The following is a 19855-nucleotide window of genomic DNA, read 5'->3' on the forward strand; positions in this document are numbered from 1 at the left end:
ATCTCTACCATCATCGTAAACAGAATTTATGACAAGATTTATGAACATTGGTTTAAAATGGTAACGCTAACTCCGATTTACCATTTGTCATGAGGTCATCATTGAACCATCTTTTAACCACCAGTGCCACTCAAACGCCACGACGCAACACTCATATCCCCACCACCGATCCTGAGGCAGGATTAAAGTTGACGGAGATTTTTTATTCTCTGCAAGGCGAGGCGCTGACCGCAGGCTTACCAACCATTTTTATTCGCCTGACGGGTTGTCCGCTTCGATGCGTGTATTGTGATACTGAATATGCCTTTGTGGGTGGTCAACGGTGGGGGCTAGATGACATTTTGACTCACATTCAACAATATCCTTGCCAACGAGTCTGTGTAACAGGCGGCGAACCGTTAGCACAGCCTAATGCCATTGTGCTGATGCAACACCTTATTGATGCAGGATATGAAGTCTCACTAGAGACATCAGGGGCGTTATCAGTCGCTGATGTGCCTAAACAGGTGTCTAAGGTGATGGATTTAAAAACCCCATCATCAGGTGAGATGACCAAAAATTTGTGGGATAATCTAACCCACTTAACCCAGCATGACCAATTAAAATTTGTGATTATGAATCAAAAAGACTATGATTGGGCAAAACAGCAAGTCATCATGCACAGCTTACATCATAAAGTGGGTGTGGTATGGTTCTCACCGATGTTTGAGGTGAACACGCCAAAGGTAATCAGCATCAGCGATGACACCGCCTGTCAGCATGACCAATCCCCTATCCAACCTGTTCAACAGCTTGCCCAACAGCTTGCCGATTGGATTCTCAGCGATGCCCTGCCTGTGCGTCTACAGTTACAACTACATAAAATCATCTGGGCAGATGCCAAAGGCAAATAAAGCCAAATTTTAATAAAACCACCCTGCCCCGTTGCCATCATTGCAAGAATGATTTATGATATTTGTTCTATTTAAATAGAACAAACCGATGGAATTTACCATGCCACATCATTCAATCACATCAGCCAAGCACACCAACAAGCACACCAATAGCGGACAACATGCCGAAGCTATTTTACTTCAATTATTTTGTCAAACCGAAGACAGCAAACAAATGCAACGGCTATTTTCTGCCTTATTCACTGAAAAAGAATGCAGTGAACTTGCCAACCGCATTCAGATTTTTGCCCTACTACAACAAGGCTTACCCCAACGTGAAATTGCTGAGCGTTTGGGGGTGGGGATTGCGACCGTCTCAAGGGGTGCAAAAGCTTATCAAGTCAATGATGTGGCGAATTTATTACCGAATTTGAAAGAGAAGTTTTAGTATTTCACCTTATGGGTTTTGGTAAAATAAACAAAAATCAAAGGATTTGACCATGACACAAGTCATTTTACATGAGCATAATCAAATTACCCTACCCCCTGTAATCGCCAAACAAGCCAATATCCAACCCAGTGATACGCTCAATATCAGTTATGATAATGGCATAATTCAATTAAAACCCAATAATCTTAAACAGAATGAACCATTTGATATCATGGCATTGTTCGGTTGTGCCAATGGCACTTACGGCAAAACGACCCAAGAAATCGATGCGTATGTTGCCAATGAACGTTTATCTTGGGACTAAAAACAGTTTAAAGCAATCACAGGTGATTTGACCTTGACCGAATTATTGGTTAAACCCATCAAAGATAATAATTTGAAATTAAAACAACAAGTTAAGTCACTTTTTGACCATGATTTTATTCATTTGGTCGAGCATCAACGCTCAATTTTTGACTTGTGTAGCGAACTTCGAGCCTTTCACTCACTAAAAATCCCTGACGCTCTGCATGTTGCTACTGCCATTTATTATCAAGCTGATATTTTTATCACCGCCGCCCATAAGTTAGCGAATAAAAATATCGGCATTACCTTTCTAAATTTGAATGAGTTTAAACAATAGAAGTCTTTGTATAATAACAGTTTGCCAATCACCACTTAATTTAACCATAATGTATCGCCATACTAGAACATTAAAACCTTTAAAGAAATGTTATGAATATCCAAAACAAACCACCTAAAATTGAACTTGCCAGCAAACCACAGCTTATCAAGCTGGCTCAAGATATTGATTTCTTTGAATTATTTCAACGCATAGAAGCCAAATATGACACCTGTTTTTTGCTAGAATCTTTAGGCGAAGACAGCCACATTTCACGCCATCACGCCATTGGGTTTGCTCCAGCCAAAACCATTTTTGCCAAAAACCGCCATACCCTTGCCATTACCGACAATCACACACAACAAACGGTGGATTATCCTTGCGACAATCCGTATCAGCTACTTAGACAAATCACCCCACAGCACATCATTGCCCGCAACCATACGGGTGGATTGGTTGGATTCTTGGGCTATGACTGCGTCAATTTTTTTGAGCCAACCTTAAACATCAAAAGTTCGAATGATTTTGAACCATTTAAATTTGGTCTATATCTGGACGGGCTGAGCCTTGATAAAATGACTGGTGAGATTTTTTATTTTTATTACCCTTCGTCCCAACAGAAAAATCGCCTTAACGAAATCAAAACCTTGCTTGACATGCCAATCCCCACTCACACCACCCCAACCGTGCGTTTTGTCGGTGATGGTATGAGTAAAGAAGAACACGCCAAAACCGTGCTTAAGGTCAAAGAAGACATCAAGTCAGGCTTGATTTTTCAATGTGAAGTGGGCTTTAAATCACACTATCACATCACAGGCGACACCTTGCCAATTTATGCAAAATTACGAGACATCAACCCCTCTCCACACATGTATTTTGTCAAATTTGGTAAACAAAAAATCATCGGAGCATCACCAGAATTGCTGTTTCGTTTGCGAAATGGTGAGATGGAAACTTTTCCGCTGGCAGGCACGACCAAACGTGGTAAAGACATCACCGAAGACCGCAAGTTGGCTCGTCAGCTGTTAAATGACCCAAAAGAAATTGCTGAACATAACATGCTGGTGGATTTGCACCGCAATGACATTGGTCGAGTGGCACAGTTTGGCACAGTCAAAGTGCGAAATTTGATGGACATCAAGCGTTTTTCACACGTTCAGCACATTTCTAGTGAAATTGTTGGCATTATCCACCCAGCCGAAGACATGTTCACCGCCCTTGCCAGTAATTTTCCTGCTGGTACATTGTCGGGTGCTCCAAAGATTGAAGCGATGAAAATCATCAATGAGCTTGAGCCTGACGGACGTGGGGCATATGGTGGGGCGTTGGGGCAGTTCTCATTTAATGGCGATTGTATTTTTGCCATTCCCATTCGTTCATTGTTTATCAATGGTGAAAAGGCATATTCACAAACCTGTGGTGGTAATGTGTATGATTCCAATCCTGATGATGAGTATGAAGAAATTATGCGAAAATTATCAGCGATGAAGGTAGTGTTACGGTATTTTGAATAAGCGTATTTAATGATAGCTTAACGATGCTAAAATCATCGCATCATTCAATATTTATTTTGACGGCACGCCTGTAAAATCATTTAATCCCTTTAATGAAGTCTAAATCAATGAAGTGTCAATCATGAACGTACTTATCATCGACAATTACGACAGCTTTACTTTTAATCTGTATCAATATGTGGGCGAAATTCTCACTGACAAACGCAATCAAAACGGACAAGATTTTAATGTCATCGTCAAACGCAACAATGACATCACCCTTAACGAAGCAAAAGAACTCAATCCTGACCGCATCATCATCTCACCTGGCCCAGGTTCACCAGACAATCCAGCGTATTTTGGGGTGTGTGGTGATGTGATTACTCAAATGGGCAAAACCACACCATTACTTGGTGTGTGCTTGGGCATGCAAGGAATTGCTCACTTTTTTGGTGGCAAGGTGGTGCAAGCAAAAATACCGATGCACGGTAAAACATCTGCCATTCGTCATGATGGACAAGGCGTGTATCAAGGTCTGCCACAAAACATCAACATCATGCGATATCATTCATTGATGGTGGCAACAGATGGTCTGCCTGATTGCCTTGAAATCACCAGCGTGGTTGCTAACTTAGATAATGCCGATAAATCCATACAACAAGCCAGTCTGTTGGGTGATGAGATTATGGGTATCCGTCATAAAGCATACCCAATACAAGGGGTACAATATCACCCAGAATCGTTTGCCACTGAAGGGGCAAAATGGTTGTTGGGGAATTTTTTAACGCTTTAACTTTCTGATGCTTTACTTTTCGAACACTTGAATAAAAACTGAATGAAAACTGAATGAAAACAGATTTATTTATCTTGTGTCCATTTTGCTGTTGCTTTGCTGTTGTTGACTAATATGATGATGAGTGTTATTACCATGCCCTCCATACCTGACTTATCTAACCCCATTACTTCAGCTCAAAATTCACAAATAAAACTTGCCAAAGGTCTGCTGACATCAAACCGCCAACGCAACAAACATCAACAAAGCATTATTGAAGGCACACATTTGCTATCAGCTGCATTTAAAGCAGACTATCCCATTGAGCAAATTTTATTGGCAGCCAGTCAACAACATCACCCTGAAGTGATGCAACTACTGCACACAGCTTGGCACAAAGGCATTGCCACAACCACCGTTAGTGATGAGTTGTATCGTTCATTAAGCAATTTAGGCACAGGCATCGACATCATGGCGGTCATTCCCATTCGTCAGTTGTCCATTAGACAAATAAGTGGCGATTGTCTTATCCTAAATGACGTACAAGATGCTGGTAATGTTGGCACACTGCTTAGGACAGCCGCCGCCGTTGGGGTAACAAATGTCATCTGCACAACAGGCACAGCACAAGTGTGGTCCCCCAAGACCCTACGAGCGGGCATGGGAGCTCAGTTTGCCTTGATGGTGTATGAAAATGTGCTGATTGCTGATATTCTTGCTCATGTTCATACGCCCATGCTAGCAACCAGTTCACACACCGATGCGATTATCTACAAGACTGATTTGCAAACACCTGTGGCATGGGTCATGGGACATGAAGGACAAGGGGTGTGTGATGAGCTGATGCAACACGCCACCCCCATCGCTCTGCCCCAACCCAATGGGCAAGAAAGCCTAAACGTTGCCATTGCAGGCTCGTTATGTCTGTATGAAATGCTAAGACAGCGACAGTTTGCTTAAAATTAAATTAACATCATGCCTTGACTTCCTCCCCTCCCTAAAGTGCGGGGATTCCTTCTGCAAGACGGTCAAGCCCGACCGCAAGCCTAAGATAGTGGCAACCGCCCGTACGACACACCGTACATCTTAGGTTCTTATTTTAAGCTAATCCTACTGTTAGGATTGTCATAGACACGAATTAGCTTAAGTGTGTGTTTAAAAACGTCTTACAAGTTAAGTTACTGCGTACTCGCAATTTAGTCTTAACTTAACTGTGGAATGTAAGACATTGAATATAGTGAGATGAGTATAGCAAAACTTATCGCATTTAACTATTGCCTTATATCCACCGCCTGAAGTCGCAGGTTTACGGCAACGGAGGATAAAAAAAACCCAGCCATAAAAAAACCCAGTCTTTGTTTATTTAGACTGGGTTTTTAGTCAGTTTATGTGTGTGTCTTTTACAGCTTGCTGGTCAGTTCAGGCAATGCGTCAAACAAATCAGCTTCTAAGAAATAATCAGCGATGTTAGCAATCGGAGCATCTGAATCATTGTTAATCGCCACAATGACTTTTGAATCTTTCATGCCTGCCAAATGCTGAATCGCACCAGAGATGCCCACAGCAATGTACAGTTGTGGTGCAACCACCTTACCTGTTTGACCAACTTGCAAATCATTAGGCACATAACCTGCATCAACTGCCGCACGAGACGCACCAACAGCAGCACCCAGCTTATCTGCCAACGGCTCGATATATTTAGTGAAGTTTTCACCACTGCCTAAAGCACGACCACCAGAGACCACAATCTCAGCAGAAGTTAACTCAGGGCGGTCAGATTCCGCCAACTGCTCACCAACAAACTCAGATTTACCTGCATCATGTGTGTTATCAAGGCTTTCAACACTGGCATTGCCTCCAGCTATCGACGCTGCGTCGAATGCCGTACCACGCACGGTAACGATGAGTTTGTCTTCACCAGATTTGACCGTGGCAGTGGCGTTACCAGCATAGATGGGACGCTCAAAAGTATTGGCATCAACCACCGAAGTGATGTCAGAGACCATGCTCACATCCAACAAAGCCGCCACTCGTGGCATGAAGTTTTTGCCAGTGGTGGTGGCAGGGGCCAAAATATGACTGTAATCACTTGCCAAATCCTTAACCAGCAATGCCACATTCTCTGCCAGCTGATGTTCATACACCGCATCATCAGCCAAGATAACTTTACTGACACCTGCCACTTTAGCAACGTCATCAGCGACCGCTTGGCAACCACTGCCTGCGACCAACACATGAATGTCCCCACCGATTTGACTGGCGGCGGTAACGGTGCTTAGGGTTGCCTTTTTTAGACTGGCGTTGTCATGTTCTGCATAAACTAAAATAGCCATTATTATTATTATCCTTAATCAAAACAATTCATCAAAATAAAAAAACAACGCTTAGATAACCTTTGCTTCGTTTCTTAATTTCTCAATCAACTCATCAACAGAAGTAACTGTCATGCCTGCACTGCGTTCAGCAGGTGGCACAACTTTGATGGTTTCAAGCTTAGATGCCATTTCTACGCCATAATCTGCTGGGGTTTTTTCATCCAATGGTTTTTTCTTGGCTTTCATGATGTTAGGCAGTTTAACAAAACGGGGTTCATTTAAGCGTAAATCGGTGGTAATCACCGCTGGCAGTGGTAAGGTAACCGTTTGTAAGCCACCATCCACTTCACGAGTAACGTTGACTTTACCGCCATCAACTTTAATCTCAGATGCAAATGTGCCTTGCCCAATGCCCATCAGAGCGGCGAGCATTTGACCTGTTTGGTTATTATCATCATCAATGGCTTGTTTGCCTAATAAAATGATGTCTGCCCCTTCAGCTTCAGCAATGCCTTTTAAAATTTTAGCCACTTGTAGTGGGTAAGCTTTTTCATCAGTCTGTACCAACACACCACGGTCAGCACCCAAGGCTAAGGCAGAGCGGATTTGTTCCTGAGCTTCTTTTGCACCAATGCTGGCGACAATGATTTCATCAATTACGCCAGCTTCTTTTAGGCGTACCGCTTCTTCAACAGCGATTTCACAAAACGGATTGATGGACATTTTTGTGTTAGTCAAGTCAACACCAGAGTTATCCGCCTTGACACGTACCTTGACGTTATAATCAATGACACGCTTAACTGCGACTAATGCTTTCATAAGGTCCTCTTTTATTAAAGTTATCAATTAAAGTGGTTAACAGTCGATAAAGCCATCAACAGCCGAGCCAAAATTCTCTCTTAGCTTGATAAACCTGACCACGACATCTGTTGGGTTGATAGAAATGTGGTTTTGTCAATTTGTGATTTTGTCAACTTGTGGTTTTGTCAACTTGTGGTTTTGCTGATTGGTGGTTTTACCAGCTTAAAGCAACACATCTTAAAGTAGCATATCTTGCCACAATGAAACAGCAAAAAATAAAAAAGCAAAAACTGATGCCACATCTCAATCAGTATAGCAAGTAAATGACAGATACCAAACAATAGATAACCATTTTTTATAGATTATAATGATACATATTCTAAATGGTTTATTAAAAAATAAACATCAATATGGCGTCATTTTTATTGAGCCAACTAAACATCATATGTTTAGTAAGGGATATGCCAACACAAAAGCACATAAAGTCATAAAGGTAATGGCAAATGCTTGGCTATAACTGACATAAGGCATGGGAATCACCAAATCTTCAGGTGAATCAGGAATGCCCTCTTTATGAATTAAGCGAGTACCATATACCCACCCAAATAAAGTATAAATACCATAAGCCACAGGCACAGCAATGGCGATAGATGGTAAGTTTAAGAAATATAACACCGCCAGCGACACAAAAAACCATAAAGTGTCAATAAATGACCCCCAATGAAACCATGCTGAATCGGGCAATTTACCTTGTGTGGCTTTTAGGGCTTGACCTTCTAGCCAAATCACCACGGCAACCAACAAACTAAGTGCCAAATACATCTGCTCTAAGGTGATGTGCGATTGTAATTGCTCAAGCCAAGGCATAAGGTGTCTCTTAATGGGGGTTTTAATGAGGATTTAGATGATTAAATGACTGATAATATATTGGGATAAAGTGCATAAATTCAATAAAAAAACCCTGCATCACATGATGACACAAGGCTTGTGTGTGGTCTGATGAGTAAATTTGATGAATTAATTTGATAAGCGAACTTAGTCTTAGGGCATGTCCCTAATTTTTCTCTTTATCAATGATTTTGTTGCCACCAATCCATGGCATCATCGCACGAAGTTTTGCCCCCGTTTTTTCAATCTCATGCTCAGCAGTATTACGGCGACGAGCCGTCATTGACGGGTAGTTAAGCTGACCCTCACTGATGAACATCTTGGCATATTCGCCCGATTGAATGCGTTTTAACGCATGACGCATCGCTTCACGAGATTGCTCATTGATGACTTCAACACCTGTGACGTATTCACCATATTCTGCGTTGTTAGAGATTGAGTAGTTCATATCGGCAATACCGCCTTCATACATCAAATCAACGATTAGTTTTAATTCATGCAAACACTCAAAGTACGCCATTTCAGGAGCATAACCAGCTTCAACCAAAGTCTCAAAGCCCATTTTAACCAGCTCTACCGCACCACCACAAAGAACGGCTTGTTCACCAAACAAATCGGTTTCGGTCTCATCTTTAAAACTGGTCTCAATGATGCCAGAGCGACCGCCACCCACGCCAGCAGCATAAGACAGAGCCACTTGCTTGGCATTGCCTGACGCATCACGCCAAATGGCAATCAGGTCAGGGATACCACCGCCTTTGACAAATTCAGAACGGACGGTATGACCGGGGGCTTTTGGGGCAACCATAATCACATCTAAGTCTTTGCGTGGCACAATTTGGTTATAGTGAATGGCAAACCCATGTGCAAAGGCAAGCGTTGCCCCTTGTTTGATGTTTGGTTCAATGTCATTTTCGTACAATTGCTTTTGAAATTCATCTGGGGTCAAAATCATCACCACATCCGCACCAGCAACAGCGTCGGCAGTTTCAGCAACGTTTAGACCAGCATTTTTGGCCTTTTTCCAAGAAGCAGAACCTGCACGTAAGCCCACGGTTACATGAACGCCACTGTCTTTTAGGTTTAGGGCGTGGGCATGACCTTGTGAGCCATAGCCAATGATGGCAACTTTTTTGCCTTGAATGATGGACAAATCACAATCTTTGTCATAATAGATATTTAAGCTCATACGAGTTTCCTTTAAAATTGCCATAAATGGCGTTGGGTTGGATTAAAATTTTCAATGTTTATGCTTAGCAAATATCTATAAATCATACTTATTTTTCAAAGCAATGAAATCTGTATCAATTTTACCCAAAAGAATATTCCAACACTCTTCAATCTTTGGATTTTTAGATATTTCTTCCATAAAACTATCAGCTAATTCAATATTTGCCAAATCACAATCTTTTTCATCTAAATGTTCAGCCTCTTGACCAATTCTATCAAATTCAGAATAAATCACATTATCCACTTCTTGATAAATTGGCATAATTAGAGAGTACCATTTATCAAAAATGTCAACCAAATCTTTTGACAAATAAATTCTATTCTCTTGGATATGTGATTTTATCTGAAAAATCATGCTAAATTTTTTAAGATTTAGTCTATCTAAGAAATCATCAGGTCTGGACTGATTTTCCAAGCTTATAATAGAATATTTATACCTCAAATGAACCAATTCCATATAAGCATTCATCTTGCTAGAAAAGAATATTTTATACTCTTCTTGCAGTATGTTATTTTTTGCCTGTCTTTCCTGCAAAGAGAGTTTTTCCAAAAAACCTAGAATAGGAATAGCACCTAATACCCCAAGAAAAGATGAAAAGAAGCCAGACCAGTCCATAAGCTACACCGCAAGCGTACGTTCACCCCGTGCAATGCCAATCACACCACTTCGCACCACCTCTAAAATGCGTTCACGACCAATCACATCAATAAAGCCGTCCAGCTTGGCAGCGTCCCCAACAATTTGCACTGTATAGATATTGGCAGTCACATCAACAATTTGGGCTCTAAAGATGTCTGCTGAACGCTTGATTTCTTCACGCACATTACCCATCGCTCTCACCTTTATCAGCATCAACTCTCGTTCAACATGCTTATTGTCGGTCAAGTTAATGACTTTCACCACTTCAATCAGCTTATGTAACTGTTTGGTGATTTGCTCAATTTTACTGGGCGATGTGATGGTGGTCAATGTCAATCGTGAGATGCTGGGGTCTTCGGTGGCAGCCACGTTTAATGTTTCAATATTATAACCACGTTGACTAAACAACCCAACCAAACGTGATAATGACCCTGCTTCATTTTCCATTAACACGGAGATTAAGTGCTGTTGATTATTTTGTTGATTATTCTGAGTCATTAGGTGCGTTCCCCTTTTGCTAGCCACATATCACGCATCGATTGCCCAGCCACTTGCATGGGGTAGACATGTTCATTTCTATCCACATACACATCAATAAATACCAAACCATCCATTTCTAGGGCTTGTTTTAGCTCTTGTTCCATGGTTTTGGGGTTGGTGATTTTTACGCCTTTATGTCCATAACTTTCTGCCAATTTGACAAAATCAGGCAATGACTGCATATACGACTGGGCGTGTCTGCCTTCATAAAGCATGTCTTGCCACTGCTTGACCATACCAAGCTGAGCGTTGTTTAAATTTAAAATCTTAACAGGTAAATCATACTGTAAACAAGTAGAGAGCTCTTGAATGTTCATCTGAATTGAGCCTTCACCTGTGATACACACCACATCACGCTCTGGGCAGACCAACTTGGCTGCCATGGCATAGGGCAAACCCACACCCATCGTACCTAGCCCACCTGAGTTTAGCCATTGGCGTGGCTCATCGTACTTGTAATACAAGGCTGCAAACATCTGATGCTGACCGACATCACTGGTGATGATGGCTTGTCCATTGGTGATTTTATAAAGGGCTTCAATCACTTGTTGCGGTTTGATGCCTTGACTGGTGTCAGTATCGTATTTAAGACCATGACGTTTACGCCACTCATCAATCTGCGACCACCAATCCTGCATGGCGTGAGAATCCAGCGTGGCATCAGCTCCCATCTGCTCTAACATGTCTGTCAATACGGATTTGACATCACCCACGATGGGTATATGGGCATTGATGGTTTTTGAGATAGACGCAGGGTCAATGTCAATATGAATGATGGTGGCATTGAGACAAAATTTATTGACGTTATTGGTTACACGGTCATCAAACCTTGCCCCCACCGCTAAGATGACATCAGCGTGGTGCATGGTCATGTTGGCTTCATAAGTGCCGTGCATGCCCAGCATGCCCAAAAATTGATGGTCAGACCCAGGATACGCCCCCAATCCCATTAAAGTGGTCGTAACAGGTAAGTTAAGGCGTTGTGCCAACCGTCTTAGCTCTTTGTGAGCATGGCTTGAAATAACACCACCACCTGAATAGATGACAGGACGCTTGGCGGATAATAAAGCATCAATGGCTTTTTTGACCTGTCCTGTATGACCTTTAACCGATGGCTGATATGATCGCACATGCACTGTTTTAGGAAAATGATAAGCAAACTTCTCATTTGGCGCAGTCATGTCTTTTGGCACATCAATGACAACAGGGCCCGGTCTTCCTGAAGACGCAATATAAAATGCTTTTTTGACAATGATGGGAATGTCTTTAGGGTCACGCACAACAAAACTGTGTTTCACCACAGGGCGAGACACCCCAATCATGTCGCATTCTTGAAAGGCATCATCACCTATCAAGCCAGATGGCACTTGCCCTGTGATCACCACCATGGGAATGCTGTCCATAAACGCTGTGGCGATGGCGGTAACTGTATTGGTCGCACCCGGTCCTGATGTCGCCAGCACCACCCCTGTACGCCCTGTAACACGGCTATAAGCATCCGCCATGTGTCCTGCCGCCTGCTCGTGGCGAACCAAAATATGTTCTATTTTGTCTTGCTTAAATAGGGCATCATAAATGTGTAACACCGCCCCACCAGGATAGCCAAAAATATACTCCACACCCTCATCAATCAAGGCTTGTACCAGTATCTCAGCACCAGAGAGCATCACCTCTTGCCCTGATGCAAGACGCTCTTGGTCTTGGCGAAAATCCTTTGCCGCATCTGCCGTCTGTGTATGCCCTGTCATATTTGGGCTTTGCGTTGTCTGCGTCACCGTTAAATCCTCTTTATACAAATCCTCTTCATCAAAAAAGCCAATAAAATCGCATACGATTTATAGACCATTAAAATAGATTGATGGGGTAAATATATCAAGGACTTAGATAAGTGCCAAAAATACCGTAATAAAGTACAAAGCAAAACACAATGTAACGCACAAAATCATGGCTGATGGCGGTTTACCATGGCATGACACCAATTTAATGCTTACCGTCATGTGAATGCTTAAAGTCATGCTAAAAACACACATCTGACAGCTAAAAATGGCATAAAGTCATTGTAGACCGGTAAGTCCAAGATGATGAGTCAGTTTGACACATCACAATGCCAAGCACTCAACCCACATCACAAAGAAGCCAAGACCACCTTTCATCAAAGATAAATAACAGCATTGATAAATACTGCCTGTCATTGACTTACAAATCATCTGCCGCAACGATACACCAGCGATGACTGACTAATCTATGCCCTAATCATCATGAATTTATTAAGTCTTGTCAAGAAAATAATCTGAACACTTGACCAAACAATGTGTTATACAATAATCTTGACACAACTGAATGATTGTTTAGGCAAATTTGTTATCATAGTCTCATCTGGTTTTTAGACTTCTTTTTTTATCTTTTTTTATAGGACACAACGATGAAATCATCTCCATTTAATACCCAATGGCTTAACTTGCTGTTCAGACTGAGCATCAGCGGGGTGTTGGCACTATCAGCAGTCAATGGCAATGCCATTACTTACTATAAATCCACTGGCAATCATGGTGAAATCAGATTCAGCCAATTTCCCCCAACCAATGGCAAATTTGAAGTGGTTGAACTCAGAAGCGATGGAAGACAAGTCGATGCAGGACAAATGGCAGGCACAACCGACCCCAACGCCCAAAACAATGCCCCAACAACTCAAGACCAAGAAAAGCAAGCCATGCAAAAACGCATTGACGAGCTTGAAAAACAAGAAAACATCCGCCGTTGCCAAAGCTTGCGTAACAACTTAGCAAGCCTAAACTCAGGCGGTCGCATCTACGAGCAAGCCGATGATGGCTCAAAGCAGTTCTTAGATGACCAAACCATTGAACAAAGACGAGATAAAATTCAACAAGCACTCAACCAGTACTGCTCTGGTCAAACCACTTAAGTGAATTTAACTTAATTGTTTTTACTTATCATCTCAAAAAAATACGTCCCTTAAGCTAAGGGACGTTTTGATATGAACGTAATATGAATATGATATGAATAAGAAAAAAGCCCAAATTACGCTTTAGGAATACGCAACACTTGACCAGGATAAATCTTATCAGGATTGCTTAACATGGGCTTATTGGCTTCAAAGATTTGCATGTATTTGTTGGCATCGCCATACATATCACGTGCAATCTTAGACAAAGTATCGCCAGATTTCACCGTGTACATTTGTGATTCAGGAGCTTTGTCTTGCACATCAATAGCATCAACCACTTTAGCCACATGTTGCACATTGCCAACAGCGATGATGGCTTTTTCACGGTCGGCTTGAGTTTTGGCAGTACCACTGATTTCTGCGGTGTCTGTCGTGCCATTGTATTTCACTTTTAAGTTGTCAATATTGACATTTTGTTGTTGAATGCGTTTTAATAACAAATTGGCAACCGATTGAGCAGATGGCTCAGTAGTGGCTGGTGGTTTGGCAGCATCTGCTTGGGTTTCTTTTTGTGCGTCATGTTTGGCATCATCACGATTAAAAATCTTATCACCAATATCTTTAGCAAAACTAAAAATTCCCATCACATATTCCTTATTAAAAATTATAAAAAATTAAAAATTATAAAAAGATGAATAAAAAGATTAAAAGTTATAAAAAGCGTTATAGATTTTCTTTCACATAGTCAATGGCTTTTTGTACTGTGGTCAGCTCGCTTGAGTCTTCATCAGGAATGGTGATGCCAAAATCACTCTCAAAGGTCATGATTAACTCAACCAAATCAAGCGAATCTGCACCTAAGTCTTCCATAAAAGACGCATCATTGCTGATTTCTTCTATATTTTTGCCCAACTGTTCAGCAACCGCTGATTTTACTTGTAGTTCAACATCATTACTCATGATAATACTCCTTAAATTCAGATTGTGTGCTAAAATAAACGTCAGCATATTAGCAAATTTTTACCATTTTGGGCAGATTTTTTGGGCAGATTAATGTGCCACTTAACTCATTTTTAGACAGTTTTTAGATTTTAGATGGTTTTTAGACGATTGTTTTCACCACTCACTGAAGCATCTGCTTAAAATCGCCAAACCATCGCACCCAAACCATCGCACCCAAGTCATGGTAAACATAACAGCCATAGCAAGTATGACAGCTTTATGATTATAAAAAAGTTAACATATGTACACTGTAATAATTTGTAGCCAATCAGTCATCACCATTCATCACCCTTTTTGCATGTGAGGTCATATGTCAGGATCACTTTTTATCATCACGGCGGCATCAGGCACAGGCAAAACTTCCTTAGTGAAAGCACTGCTGAAATCCATAGACAACTTAAAAGTGAGCATATCGCACACCACACGCTCACCAAGAGCAGGAGAAATTGACGGACAGCATTATCATTTTATCACCACCGATGACTTCAAAAATGGGATTGAACAGGGACAATTTTTAGAGCATGCTCATGTCTTTGATAATTATTATGGCACATCAGAACAAAGCGTCAAAGACATGCTGGCTAAAGGTGTTGATGTCATCTTAGAAATCGACTGGCAAGGAGCATTGCAAGTCAAAAAACTTCTGCCTGATGCGGTGATGATTTTTATCCTACCACCCAGCAAGTCCACTTTAAGTGAACGTCTGTGTAATAGAGCCACAGACAGCGAAGACGTCATTAACAATCGTCTGTCAGGGGCAGTCACTGAGATGAAAAACCATGTCAACTTTGATTATCTGGTGATTAATGATGATTTTGCCACAGCGTTAGCAGAACTGACCGCCATCATCATCAGCCAACGGCTGACCCAAGCCAAACAAAGCATCAAGCATCAAGCCCTTATCAGTGATTTATTGACACAATGACCTTTTCATAAAATGACCTTTTCATGGAATAACCACATCTGCTACTGGCGAATTGTTATGGGTTCTGCTATCATCAGCCGTTTGACTGATTGTCATCATTGGCAATCACACTTAGCGATTGATATCAAGTGAGGGTTTAACATGGCACGCATCACCATTGAAGATTGTTTGGATAAAGTGGATAACCGTTTTGAGTTAATTTTGGTCGCCAGCAAGCGCGCTCGTCAACTTGCCAAGGGCATTGCAGAGCCAACCGTTGCCGTAGAAAATGACAAACCAACGGTATTGGCACTAAGAGAAATCGCCGCAGGTAATGTGGATAAAGACATTTTAAAACAAACCGAACTGGATTTTGCCACCAATCGCATGGAGCTGAGTTTTGCTTCAGGTCATGGTTTTTAGTCAGTTTGGCACGTGAGATGAATGAGATGATGTGGCGTAAAATGATGTGGATTGCCTCATTTTTTTATAAAAGATAAAAAAAGTCTTGACGAATAAATTATCTTTGGTAGAATACGCCCACTCAATGAAAGTTACAGAACTTATTCCCCAATAGCTCAGTTGGTAGAGCATCGGACTGTTAATCCGTGTGTCCCTGGTTCGAGCCCAGGTTGGGGAGCCACTTTTTGGCTTATGCCAAGACCGCCATCATACCCCTTATGGCGGTTTTTTTATGTCTGTACATTGACAAAAAATGTCAATAAAAAATTCAGACAAAAAAATACCCAGATGTATCAGGGCATCTGGGCAGGAGGAAAATGGTCTGTTATGGATGATGATTCATCTGTCAGACATCGGTGGCTATGACAATCTGGTCATGTGATAACCATTGATAAGCAACATTAACCACAACGTTTGCCACTGGTTTTATTTTTATTATTATTATTATTAATAATCAACCATAATAAGGATATTGGCTAATTTTTCAAGTGGTTTTTGATTGATTTTTTAATTGATTTTTTGATAACAGATGGCATCAGCAATGAATATGCGTGCTTATTTTTTTATACTGATGTCTGTTATTTTATTTATCGCTTGTGATTTATCAGTTTGGCATTCAAGCCTTATTGATAAGATTTGGCGGTGGCATTTGGCATCAGTAGCCACAAAACAATGTAAATCAAAATACCTGGAACCGCAGCACTGGCGGTAGAAATAATCACGAATAATAAACGTGTCATGGTGGGTGACCAGCCTAAATATTCAGCAATGCCACCCATGACCCCTGCCACCATACGATGCTTACGAGAGCGATGCAATTTGGTGAGTTTGTCCATGTTACAATTCCAAACAAAAATCTAAGCAATTGAATAAAAAATTAATTATTGACTGGTAAGTCAGCATTGTTTGTTTACTTATCTTATTGATAAGTATAAGAGATTTTTATAAAAAGTCCATGGTCATTTGCCCCTTGCTTTGTGTATTTTTGCTACCAAAGCTTGCTTAAGTTTAAGAATAGATGATAATCATACTAAGCCACGCCCACTAAAGCCACTGCCACTAAGCCATTTTCATAGTAAAATCAGTAAACACAAACTTATGACCACAGATAAACACTCACTTGCCCCCACTGCCTTATTGATTGATCACTTTGAGCCGTTAACGCTTACGCACATGCAACAAATCATAGACCTGTCAGGGCAAACCAAAAAGTTGCATGTGTTAATCACAACACACCCCAAGCCTAACCCCAATTTTAACATTACTTTGGCGGATAAGGCTCGTTGGCTACAGATGGCCTGTGCTGATTTGCCGTTTATTCATATTCACACCAGCACCTCGGTATTAGCAGCAGACAGTTGTGATAAGGTTGATGATAAAAATGGGATTGATGACATTGTGGCAGATTTTTTGTCAATGACGGCTGATACGGTGGCTGATACAGACAACGCTTGTGAGCAGGATTTGACACAAATGGCGGTTTATGTGATTGCTGAAACATTGATTGATACCGATACTGATGTTAAGCATGATGCTCAGCATGGCAGCGTTATTCCCCAAGTTGATACCCAAGACCAAGTTACCATTCAAGACCAAGTTACCATTAAAGTTACCCCCGCAGGACTGACGGTGCATCATCTGCCCAATAAGACAAAAGCTGGCCATCAGCCCAGCCATCAAGAAATACACGCCAATCCTGCCCATCATTGGCACGCCATTCACCCGAAGGCTCGTGGTAGTTATACCAAGACGGTGGCGATTGTCGGTGGTGAAAGCTCAGGGAAAACCACCCTACTGCATAAGTTGGTTAATCATTATGGGGCAAGTCATGCGTTAGAGATGGGTCGATTGTTTGTCCAGACGGATTTGGGTGGCAGTGAAGTGGGCATGCAGTATGATGATTATCCACGGATAGCAACTGACCATGAGCAAGCCATTCGTGAAGCGGTGAATCAGGCGGACGCTCCTGTAACCTTTGTGGACACAGATTTTGTGACCACGCAAGCATTTTGTGAAGAATACGAAGGGCGAACACATCCGTTTTTGACAGCATGTATTGAAACCTTTCGGTTGGATCACACCATCATGCTGGATAACAATACGCCTTGGGTTGCTGATGGCATGCGTTCACTGGGCAGTAATGATGCTCGCAATCGCTTTAAAAGGCGGTTAAATGATATTTTTGCTCGGCATGGGATTGAGCCACATTGTATTGATGACAAGACGTATCATCAGCGGTATTTGGCAGCGGTGAGGTTTGTGGATAAAGTGGTTTTTGGACGGTAGTTTGATTTGTCTAAAAAATCAAATGTTAAAAAATCAAGTTTTAAGGGATAAAGTGATGCGAATTAAGTTATTGGATAATATCACAGGCAAGTGGGCGACACATTGGATTATAACGTGGTTTGTGTGTGGGGTGTTGGCGTTGTCGGTGGGCTTTTGGCGGTTTACTGAGCGGGCAGGGCTGGATTGGTTTTATTTGGGGGTATCGTTCGTTGGGCTTTTGTGTGTGGTGAGCTTGTCGTTTCGCAAAAATGTGATGGGCAATGGGCTGGGCATGACGGCAACCGCTGGTGAAGTGGTGGTACAGGCAACGGCTGGGTCGGTGGGGTTGATGCTCGCTCCGATGTTTAATTTTTTTACCCATGTGTATGGGCTGTTTTATTGGTCAAAAAATACCGATGGTGACGGCAATATGGTGCCAAAATCTGCCAATAAGTGGGTGTTGCTGGTAACGGCTGGGTTTATTGCGGTGGGGCTGGCATTGTTTCCAACGGTGAATGCGTGGCTGGCAGACATGGGTTATGTGGTGGTTGAAGATGATGGCAGTCAGTTTTTGGGCTGGATTGACTTTTTTTGGATTAATGTGTTGGCGTTTGTACTGTCAATCACGGCTCAAGCAATGATGATTTTGCGGTATTCATTGAATTGGTGGTTGTGGATTGCGGTAAATTTTGTTTGGTTGATTGTCAATTTAATGAGTGGCAATGTGATTTTTGCCATTCAGACAATGGTATATCAGATAAATGCCTTTGTGGGGTTGTATGAGTGGTACAAAAATGAGCGGAATTTTGATGCCCATTCTTAAACCAAACGCTGTTTTTTAAACGCCATTTTTTAAACACTGGTTTATTGCTGATATGTGCGTGCAAGGACAATGGATAGGCAGTTTGAAAAATGGCACACTTGCGTTTGTGCCAAGCTTATGTTCTAAGTTGATATGTTAGGCTTGTGTGCTAAATTGGTGTGCCAAGCCTGTCAATTTGACAAAAAACATCAAACAGAAGCTGATTTCAGACTGCTCAAAATTGGCTTAAGTAAAGCAAATTTACGTTTGTAACTGACTTGATTGACAATCAAGCGTGATGACACATCACAAATATGCTCAAGTGGTTCAAGCCCATTGGCTCTTAGGGTGTTGCCTGTGTCCACCACGTCCACAATCAAATCACCCAGCCCCACCAAAGGGGCAAGCTCCATTGAGCCGTATAGCTTGATGATGTCGACTTGCTCACCTTGACTGGCAAAATGGTTACGTGCCACATTGACATATTTGGTGGCAACACGCAAACGGCGGTTGGGCAATGCCTGCCCTTTAATCCCTGCGGTCATCAGCTTGCATTGGGCAATTTGCAAATCCAGCAATTCATACAGGTGTTTTGCTCCGTGTTCAAGTAAGACATCTTTGCCTGCCACGCCAAAGTCCGCCGCCCCATGCTCTACATAAGTTGGCACATCAGATGCTCGCAATATTAATATCCGTACGCTTGGGTGCGTGGTGGGAAATATCAGTTTGCGAGATTTGTCAGGATTTTCAAGCAATTCAATACCAGCAGTCTTAAATAAAGGTAACGTCTCTTTTAAAATGCGTCCCTTAGATAAGGCCAGGGTTAAGCCGTTATGGGTATCGGTCATATCGTTCAGTCATTCAATTTTAGATGGTATTGTTATGGATTAAAGGGGACAAATCTACTTTTGC

23 protein-coding genes and 1 tRNA gene are annotated in these 19855 nt (G+C 41.8%); 13 read left to right on the plus strand and 11 right to left on the minus strand.

The features are described 5' to 3' along the window. Positions 1 to 101 precede the first annotated feature (101 nt). The 7 genes from WDM69_RS07755 to WDM69_RS07785 all read left to right on the plus strand — a co-directional run bounded on the left by WDM69_RS07755 (position 102) and on the right by WDM69_RS07785 (position 5149). A complete protein-coding gene (locus WDM69_RS07755) occupies positions 102 to 893 on the plus strand; it encodes a radical SAM protein (RefSeq protein WP_240494923.1) in 792 nt (263 codons plus the stop codon). 100 nt (positions 894 to 993) lie between these two features. Beyond that, on the plus strand, positions 994 to 1320 hold the full coding sequence (locus WDM69_RS07760) for a Trp family transcriptional regulator (RefSeq protein WP_078307947.1): 327 nt from the start codon (positions 994 to 996) through the stop codon (positions 1318 to 1320). 52 nt (positions 1321 to 1372) lie between these two features. Further along, a complete protein-coding gene (locus WDM69_RS07765; RefSeq protein WP_078307854.1) occupies positions 1373 to 1627 on the plus strand; it encodes an AbrB/MazE/SpoVT family DNA-binding domain-containing protein in 255 nt (84 codons plus the stop codon). Between the two features lie 33 nt (positions 1628 to 1660). Continuing rightward, entirely contained in the window at positions 1661 to 1945 is a 285-nt protein-coding gene (locus tag WDM69_RS07770) for a PIN domain-containing protein (RefSeq protein WP_158077884.1), read from the plus strand. Positions 1946 to 2037: 92 nt separating this feature from the next. Next, the gene (locus tag WDM69_RS07775; protein WP_338755262.1) at positions 2038 to 3438 is read left to right on the plus strand and encodes an anthranilate synthase component I family protein; all 1401 of its coding nucleotides are present in this window, start codon (positions 2038 to 2040) and stop codon (positions 3436 to 3438) included. A 121-nt stretch (positions 3439 to 3559) separates the two neighbouring features. Then, complete coding sequence (locus WDM69_RS07780; RefSeq protein ID WP_338755263.1) at positions 3560 to 4210, plus strand: aminodeoxychorismate/anthranilate synthase component II; 651 nt, start codon at positions 3560 to 3562, stop codon at positions 4208 to 4210. 135 nt (positions 4211 to 4345) lie between these two features. Beyond that, on the plus strand, positions 4346 to 5149 hold the full coding sequence (locus tag WDM69_RS07785) for an RNA methyltransferase (protein WP_338755264.1): 804 nt from the start codon (positions 4346 to 4348) through the stop codon (positions 5147 to 5149). A 440-nt stretch (positions 5150 to 5589) separates the two neighbouring features. On the opposite strand, the gene WDM69_RS07790 is transcribed toward WDM69_RS07785, so the two are convergent. The 7 genes from WDM69_RS07790 to WDM69_RS07820 all read right to left on the minus strand — a co-directional run bounded on the left by WDM69_RS07790 (position 5590) and on the right by WDM69_RS07820 (position 12270). Beyond that, the gene (locus WDM69_RS07790) at positions 5590 to 6522 is read right to left on the minus strand and encodes an electron transfer flavoprotein subunit alpha/FixB family protein (protein WP_338755265.1); all 933 of its coding nucleotides are present in this window, start codon (positions 6520 to 6522) and stop codon (positions 5590 to 5592) included. A 51-nt stretch (positions 6523 to 6573) separates the two neighbouring features. After that, positions 6574 to 7323, minus strand: a complete 750-nt coding sequence (locus tag WDM69_RS07795; protein WP_078307845.1) for an electron transfer flavoprotein subunit beta/FixA family protein — start codon at positions 7321 to 7323, stop codon at positions 6574 to 6576. A gap of 423 nt (positions 7324 to 7746) precedes the next feature. Further along, entirely contained in the window at positions 7747 to 8172 is a 426-nt protein-coding gene (locus WDM69_RS07800) for a hypothetical protein (protein ID WP_078307843.1), read from the minus strand. 187 nt (positions 8173 to 8359) lie between these two features. Next, positions 8360 to 9382, minus strand: a complete 1023-nt coding sequence (ilvC, locus tag WDM69_RS07805) for a ketol-acid reductoisomerase (RefSeq protein WP_066891434.1) — start codon at positions 9380 to 9382, stop codon at positions 8360 to 8362. 75 nt (positions 9383 to 9457) lie between these two features. Beyond that, complete coding sequence (locus WDM69_RS07810) at positions 9458 to 10039, minus strand: hypothetical protein (RefSeq protein WP_078307841.1); 582 nt, start codon at positions 10037 to 10039, stop codon at positions 9458 to 9460. 3 nt (positions 10040 to 10042) lie between these two features. Then, positions 10043 to 10561 carry an acetolactate synthase small subunit gene (gene ilvN, locus WDM69_RS07815; RefSeq protein WP_078307839.1) on the minus strand — a complete coding sequence of 173 codons (519 nt, stop codon included), beginning with the start codon at positions 10559 to 10561 and terminating at the stop codon, positions 10043 to 10045. After that, positions 10561 to 12270 carry an acetolactate synthase 3 large subunit gene (locus tag WDM69_RS07820; protein WP_240494930.1) on the minus strand — a complete coding sequence of 570 codons (1710 nt, stop codon included), beginning with the start codon at positions 12268 to 12270 and terminating at the stop codon, positions 10561 to 10563. Before WDM69_RS07820 ends, ilvN begins: the two co-directional genes overlap by 1 nt. Positions 12271 to 13025: 755 nt before the next feature. Between WDM69_RS07820 and WDM69_RS07825 the strand changes: the two genes are divergently transcribed. After that, entirely contained in the window at positions 13026 to 13526 is a 501-nt protein-coding gene (locus tag WDM69_RS07825) for a hypothetical protein (protein WP_078307837.1), read from the plus strand. 116 nt (positions 13527 to 13642) lie between these two features. Here WDM69_RS07825 and lysM read toward each other — a convergent pair whose 3' ends face one another. Together lysM and acpP are read right to left on the minus strand one after the other, a co-directional pair. After that, complete coding sequence (gene lysM / locus WDM69_RS07830) at positions 13643 to 14152, minus strand: peptidoglycan-binding protein LysM (protein ID WP_078307836.1); 510 nt, start codon at positions 14150 to 14152, stop codon at positions 13643 to 13645. 79 nt (positions 14153 to 14231) lie between these two features. Further along, on the minus strand, positions 14232 to 14468 hold the full coding sequence (acpP, locus tag WDM69_RS07835) for an acyl carrier protein (protein WP_078307835.1): 237 nt from the start codon (positions 14466 to 14468) through the stop codon (positions 14232 to 14234). A gap of 352 nt (positions 14469 to 14820) precedes the next feature. On the opposite strand from acpP, the gene gmk reads away from it, so the two are divergent. The 3 genes from gmk to WDM69_RS07850 all read left to right on the plus strand — a co-directional run bounded on the left by gmk (position 14821) and on the right by WDM69_RS07850 (position 16057). Beyond that, positions 14821 to 15435, plus strand: coding sequence for a guanylate kinase (gene gmk / locus WDM69_RS07840; protein WP_338755267.1), 615 nt, complete (start codon positions 14821 to 14823; stop codon positions 15433 to 15435). A 141-nt stretch (positions 15436 to 15576) separates the two neighbouring features. Then, entirely contained in the window at positions 15577 to 15837 is a 261-nt protein-coding gene (gene rpoZ, locus WDM69_RS07845; protein ID WP_078307832.1) for a DNA-directed RNA polymerase subunit omega, read from the plus strand. A 144-nt stretch (positions 15838 to 15981) separates the two neighbouring features. Beyond that, a tRNA-Asn gene (locus WDM69_RS07850) sits at positions 15982 to 16057 on the plus strand. A 442-nt stretch (positions 16058 to 16499) separates the two neighbouring features. On the opposite strand, the gene WDM69_RS07855 is transcribed toward WDM69_RS07850, so the two are convergent. Next, the gene (locus WDM69_RS07855; protein WP_078307831.1) at positions 16500 to 16712 is read right to left on the minus strand and encodes a PspC domain-containing protein; all 213 of its coding nucleotides are present in this window, start codon (positions 16710 to 16712) and stop codon (positions 16500 to 16502) included. Positions 16713 to 16974: 262 nt separating this feature from the next. On the opposite strand from WDM69_RS07855, the gene nadR reads away from it, so the two are divergent. Next, on the plus strand, positions 16975 to 18162 hold the full coding sequence (nadR, locus tag WDM69_RS07860; RefSeq protein ID WP_078307830.1) for a multifunctional transcriptional regulator/nicotinamide-nucleotide adenylyltransferase/ribosylnicotinamide kinase NadR: 1188 nt from the start codon (positions 16975 to 16977) through the stop codon (positions 18160 to 18162). A 55-nt stretch (positions 18163 to 18217) separates the two neighbouring features. Continuing rightward, a complete protein-coding gene (pnuC, locus tag WDM69_RS07865; RefSeq protein ID WP_078307828.1) occupies positions 18218 to 18964 on the plus strand; it encodes a nicotinamide riboside transporter PnuC in 747 nt (248 codons plus the stop codon). 188 nt (positions 18965 to 19152) lie between these two features. Here the strand turns inward: pnuC and hisG are convergent, their stop codons facing one another. Beyond that, a complete protein-coding gene (hisG, locus tag WDM69_RS07870; RefSeq protein WP_078307827.1) occupies positions 19153 to 19791 on the minus strand; it encodes an ATP phosphoribosyltransferase in 639 nt (212 codons plus the stop codon). Positions 19792 to 19855 lie beyond the last annotated feature (64 nt).

This window comes from Lwoffella lincolnii, assembly GCF_037201985.1.
Classification (GTDB): domain Bacteria; phylum Pseudomonadota; class Gammaproteobacteria; order Pseudomonadales; family Moraxellaceae; genus Psychrobacter; species Psychrobacter lincolnii.

What these genes read in the sequence shown, in the direction of transcription:
- WDM69_RS07760 (WP_078307947.1), top strand. Translation starts at nt 994, where the DNA reads ATGCCACATCATTCAATCACATCAGCCAAGCACACCAACAAGCACACC.
- WDM69_RS07765 (WP_078307854.1), top strand. Translation starts at nt 1,373, where the DNA reads ATGACACAAGTCATTTTACATGAGCATAATCAAATTACCCTACCCCCT.
- WDM69_RS07775 (WP_338755262.1), top strand. Translation starts at nt 2,038, where the DNA reads ATGAATATCCAAAACAAACCACCTAAAATTGAACTTGCCAGCAAACCA.
- WDM69_RS07780 (WP_338755263.1), top strand. Translation starts at nt 3,560, where the DNA reads ATGAACGTACTTATCATCGACAATTACGACAGCTTTACTTTTAATCTG.
- WDM69_RS07785 (WP_338755264.1), top strand. Translation starts at nt 4,346, where the DNA reads ATGCCCTCCATACCTGACTTATCTAACCCCATTACTTCAGCTCAAAAT.
- WDM69_RS07790 (WP_338755265.1), bottom strand. Translation starts at nt 6,522, where the DNA reads ATGGCTATTTTAGTTTATGCAGAACATGACAACGCCAGTCTAAAAAAG.
- WDM69_RS07795 (WP_078307845.1), bottom strand. Translation starts at nt 7,323, where the DNA reads ATGAAAGCATTAGTCGCAGTTAAGCGTGTCATTGATTATAACGTCAAG.
- WDM69_RS07800 (WP_078307843.1), bottom strand. Translation starts at nt 8,172, where the DNA reads ATGCCTTGGCTTGAGCAATTACAATCGCACATCACCTTAGAGCAGATG.
- ilvC (WP_066891434.1), bottom strand. Translation starts at nt 9,382, where the DNA reads ATGAGCTTAAATATCTATTATGACAAAGATTGTGATTTGTCCATCATT.
- WDM69_RS07810 (WP_078307841.1), bottom strand. Translation starts at nt 10,039, where the DNA reads ATGGACTGGTCTGGCTTCTTTTCATCTTTTCTTGGGGTATTAGGTGCT.
- ilvN (WP_078307839.1), bottom strand. Translation starts at nt 10,561, where the DNA reads ATGACTCAGAATAATCAACAAAATAATCAACAGCACTTAATCTCCGTG.
- WDM69_RS07820 (WP_240494930.1), bottom strand. Translation starts at nt 12,270, where the DNA reads ATGCTCTCTGGTGCTGAGATACTGGTACAAGCCTTGATTGATGAGGGT.
- WDM69_RS07825 (WP_078307837.1), top strand. Translation starts at nt 13,026, where the DNA reads ATGAAATCATCTCCATTTAATACCCAATGGCTTAACTTGCTGTTCAGA.
- lysM (WP_078307836.1), bottom strand. Translation starts at nt 14,152, where the DNA reads ATGGGAATTTTTAGTTTTGCTAAAGATATTGGTGATAAGATTTTTAAT.
- acpP (WP_078307835.1), bottom strand. Translation starts at nt 14,468, where the DNA reads ATGAGTAATGATGTTGAACTACAAGTAAAATCAGCGGTTGCTGAACAG.
- gmk (WP_338755267.1), top strand. Translation starts at nt 14,821, where the DNA reads ATGTCAGGATCACTTTTTATCATCACGGCGGCATCAGGCACAGGCAAA.
- rpoZ (WP_078307832.1), top strand. Translation starts at nt 15,577, where the DNA reads ATGGCACGCATCACCATTGAAGATTGTTTGGATAAAGTGGATAACCGT.
- WDM69_RS07855 (WP_078307831.1), bottom strand. Translation starts at nt 16,712, where the DNA reads ATGGACAAACTCACCAAATTGCATCGCTCTCGTAAGCATCGTATGGTG.
- nadR (WP_078307830.1), top strand. Translation starts at nt 16,975, where the DNA reads ATGACCACAGATAAACACTCACTTGCCCCCACTGCCTTATTGATTGAT.
- pnuC (WP_078307828.1), top strand. Translation starts at nt 18,218, where the DNA reads ATGCGAATTAAGTTATTGGATAATATCACAGGCAAGTGGGCGACACAT.
- hisG (WP_078307827.1), bottom strand. Translation starts at nt 19,791, where the DNA reads ATGACCGATACCCATAACGGCTTAACCCTGGCCTTATCTAAGGGACGC.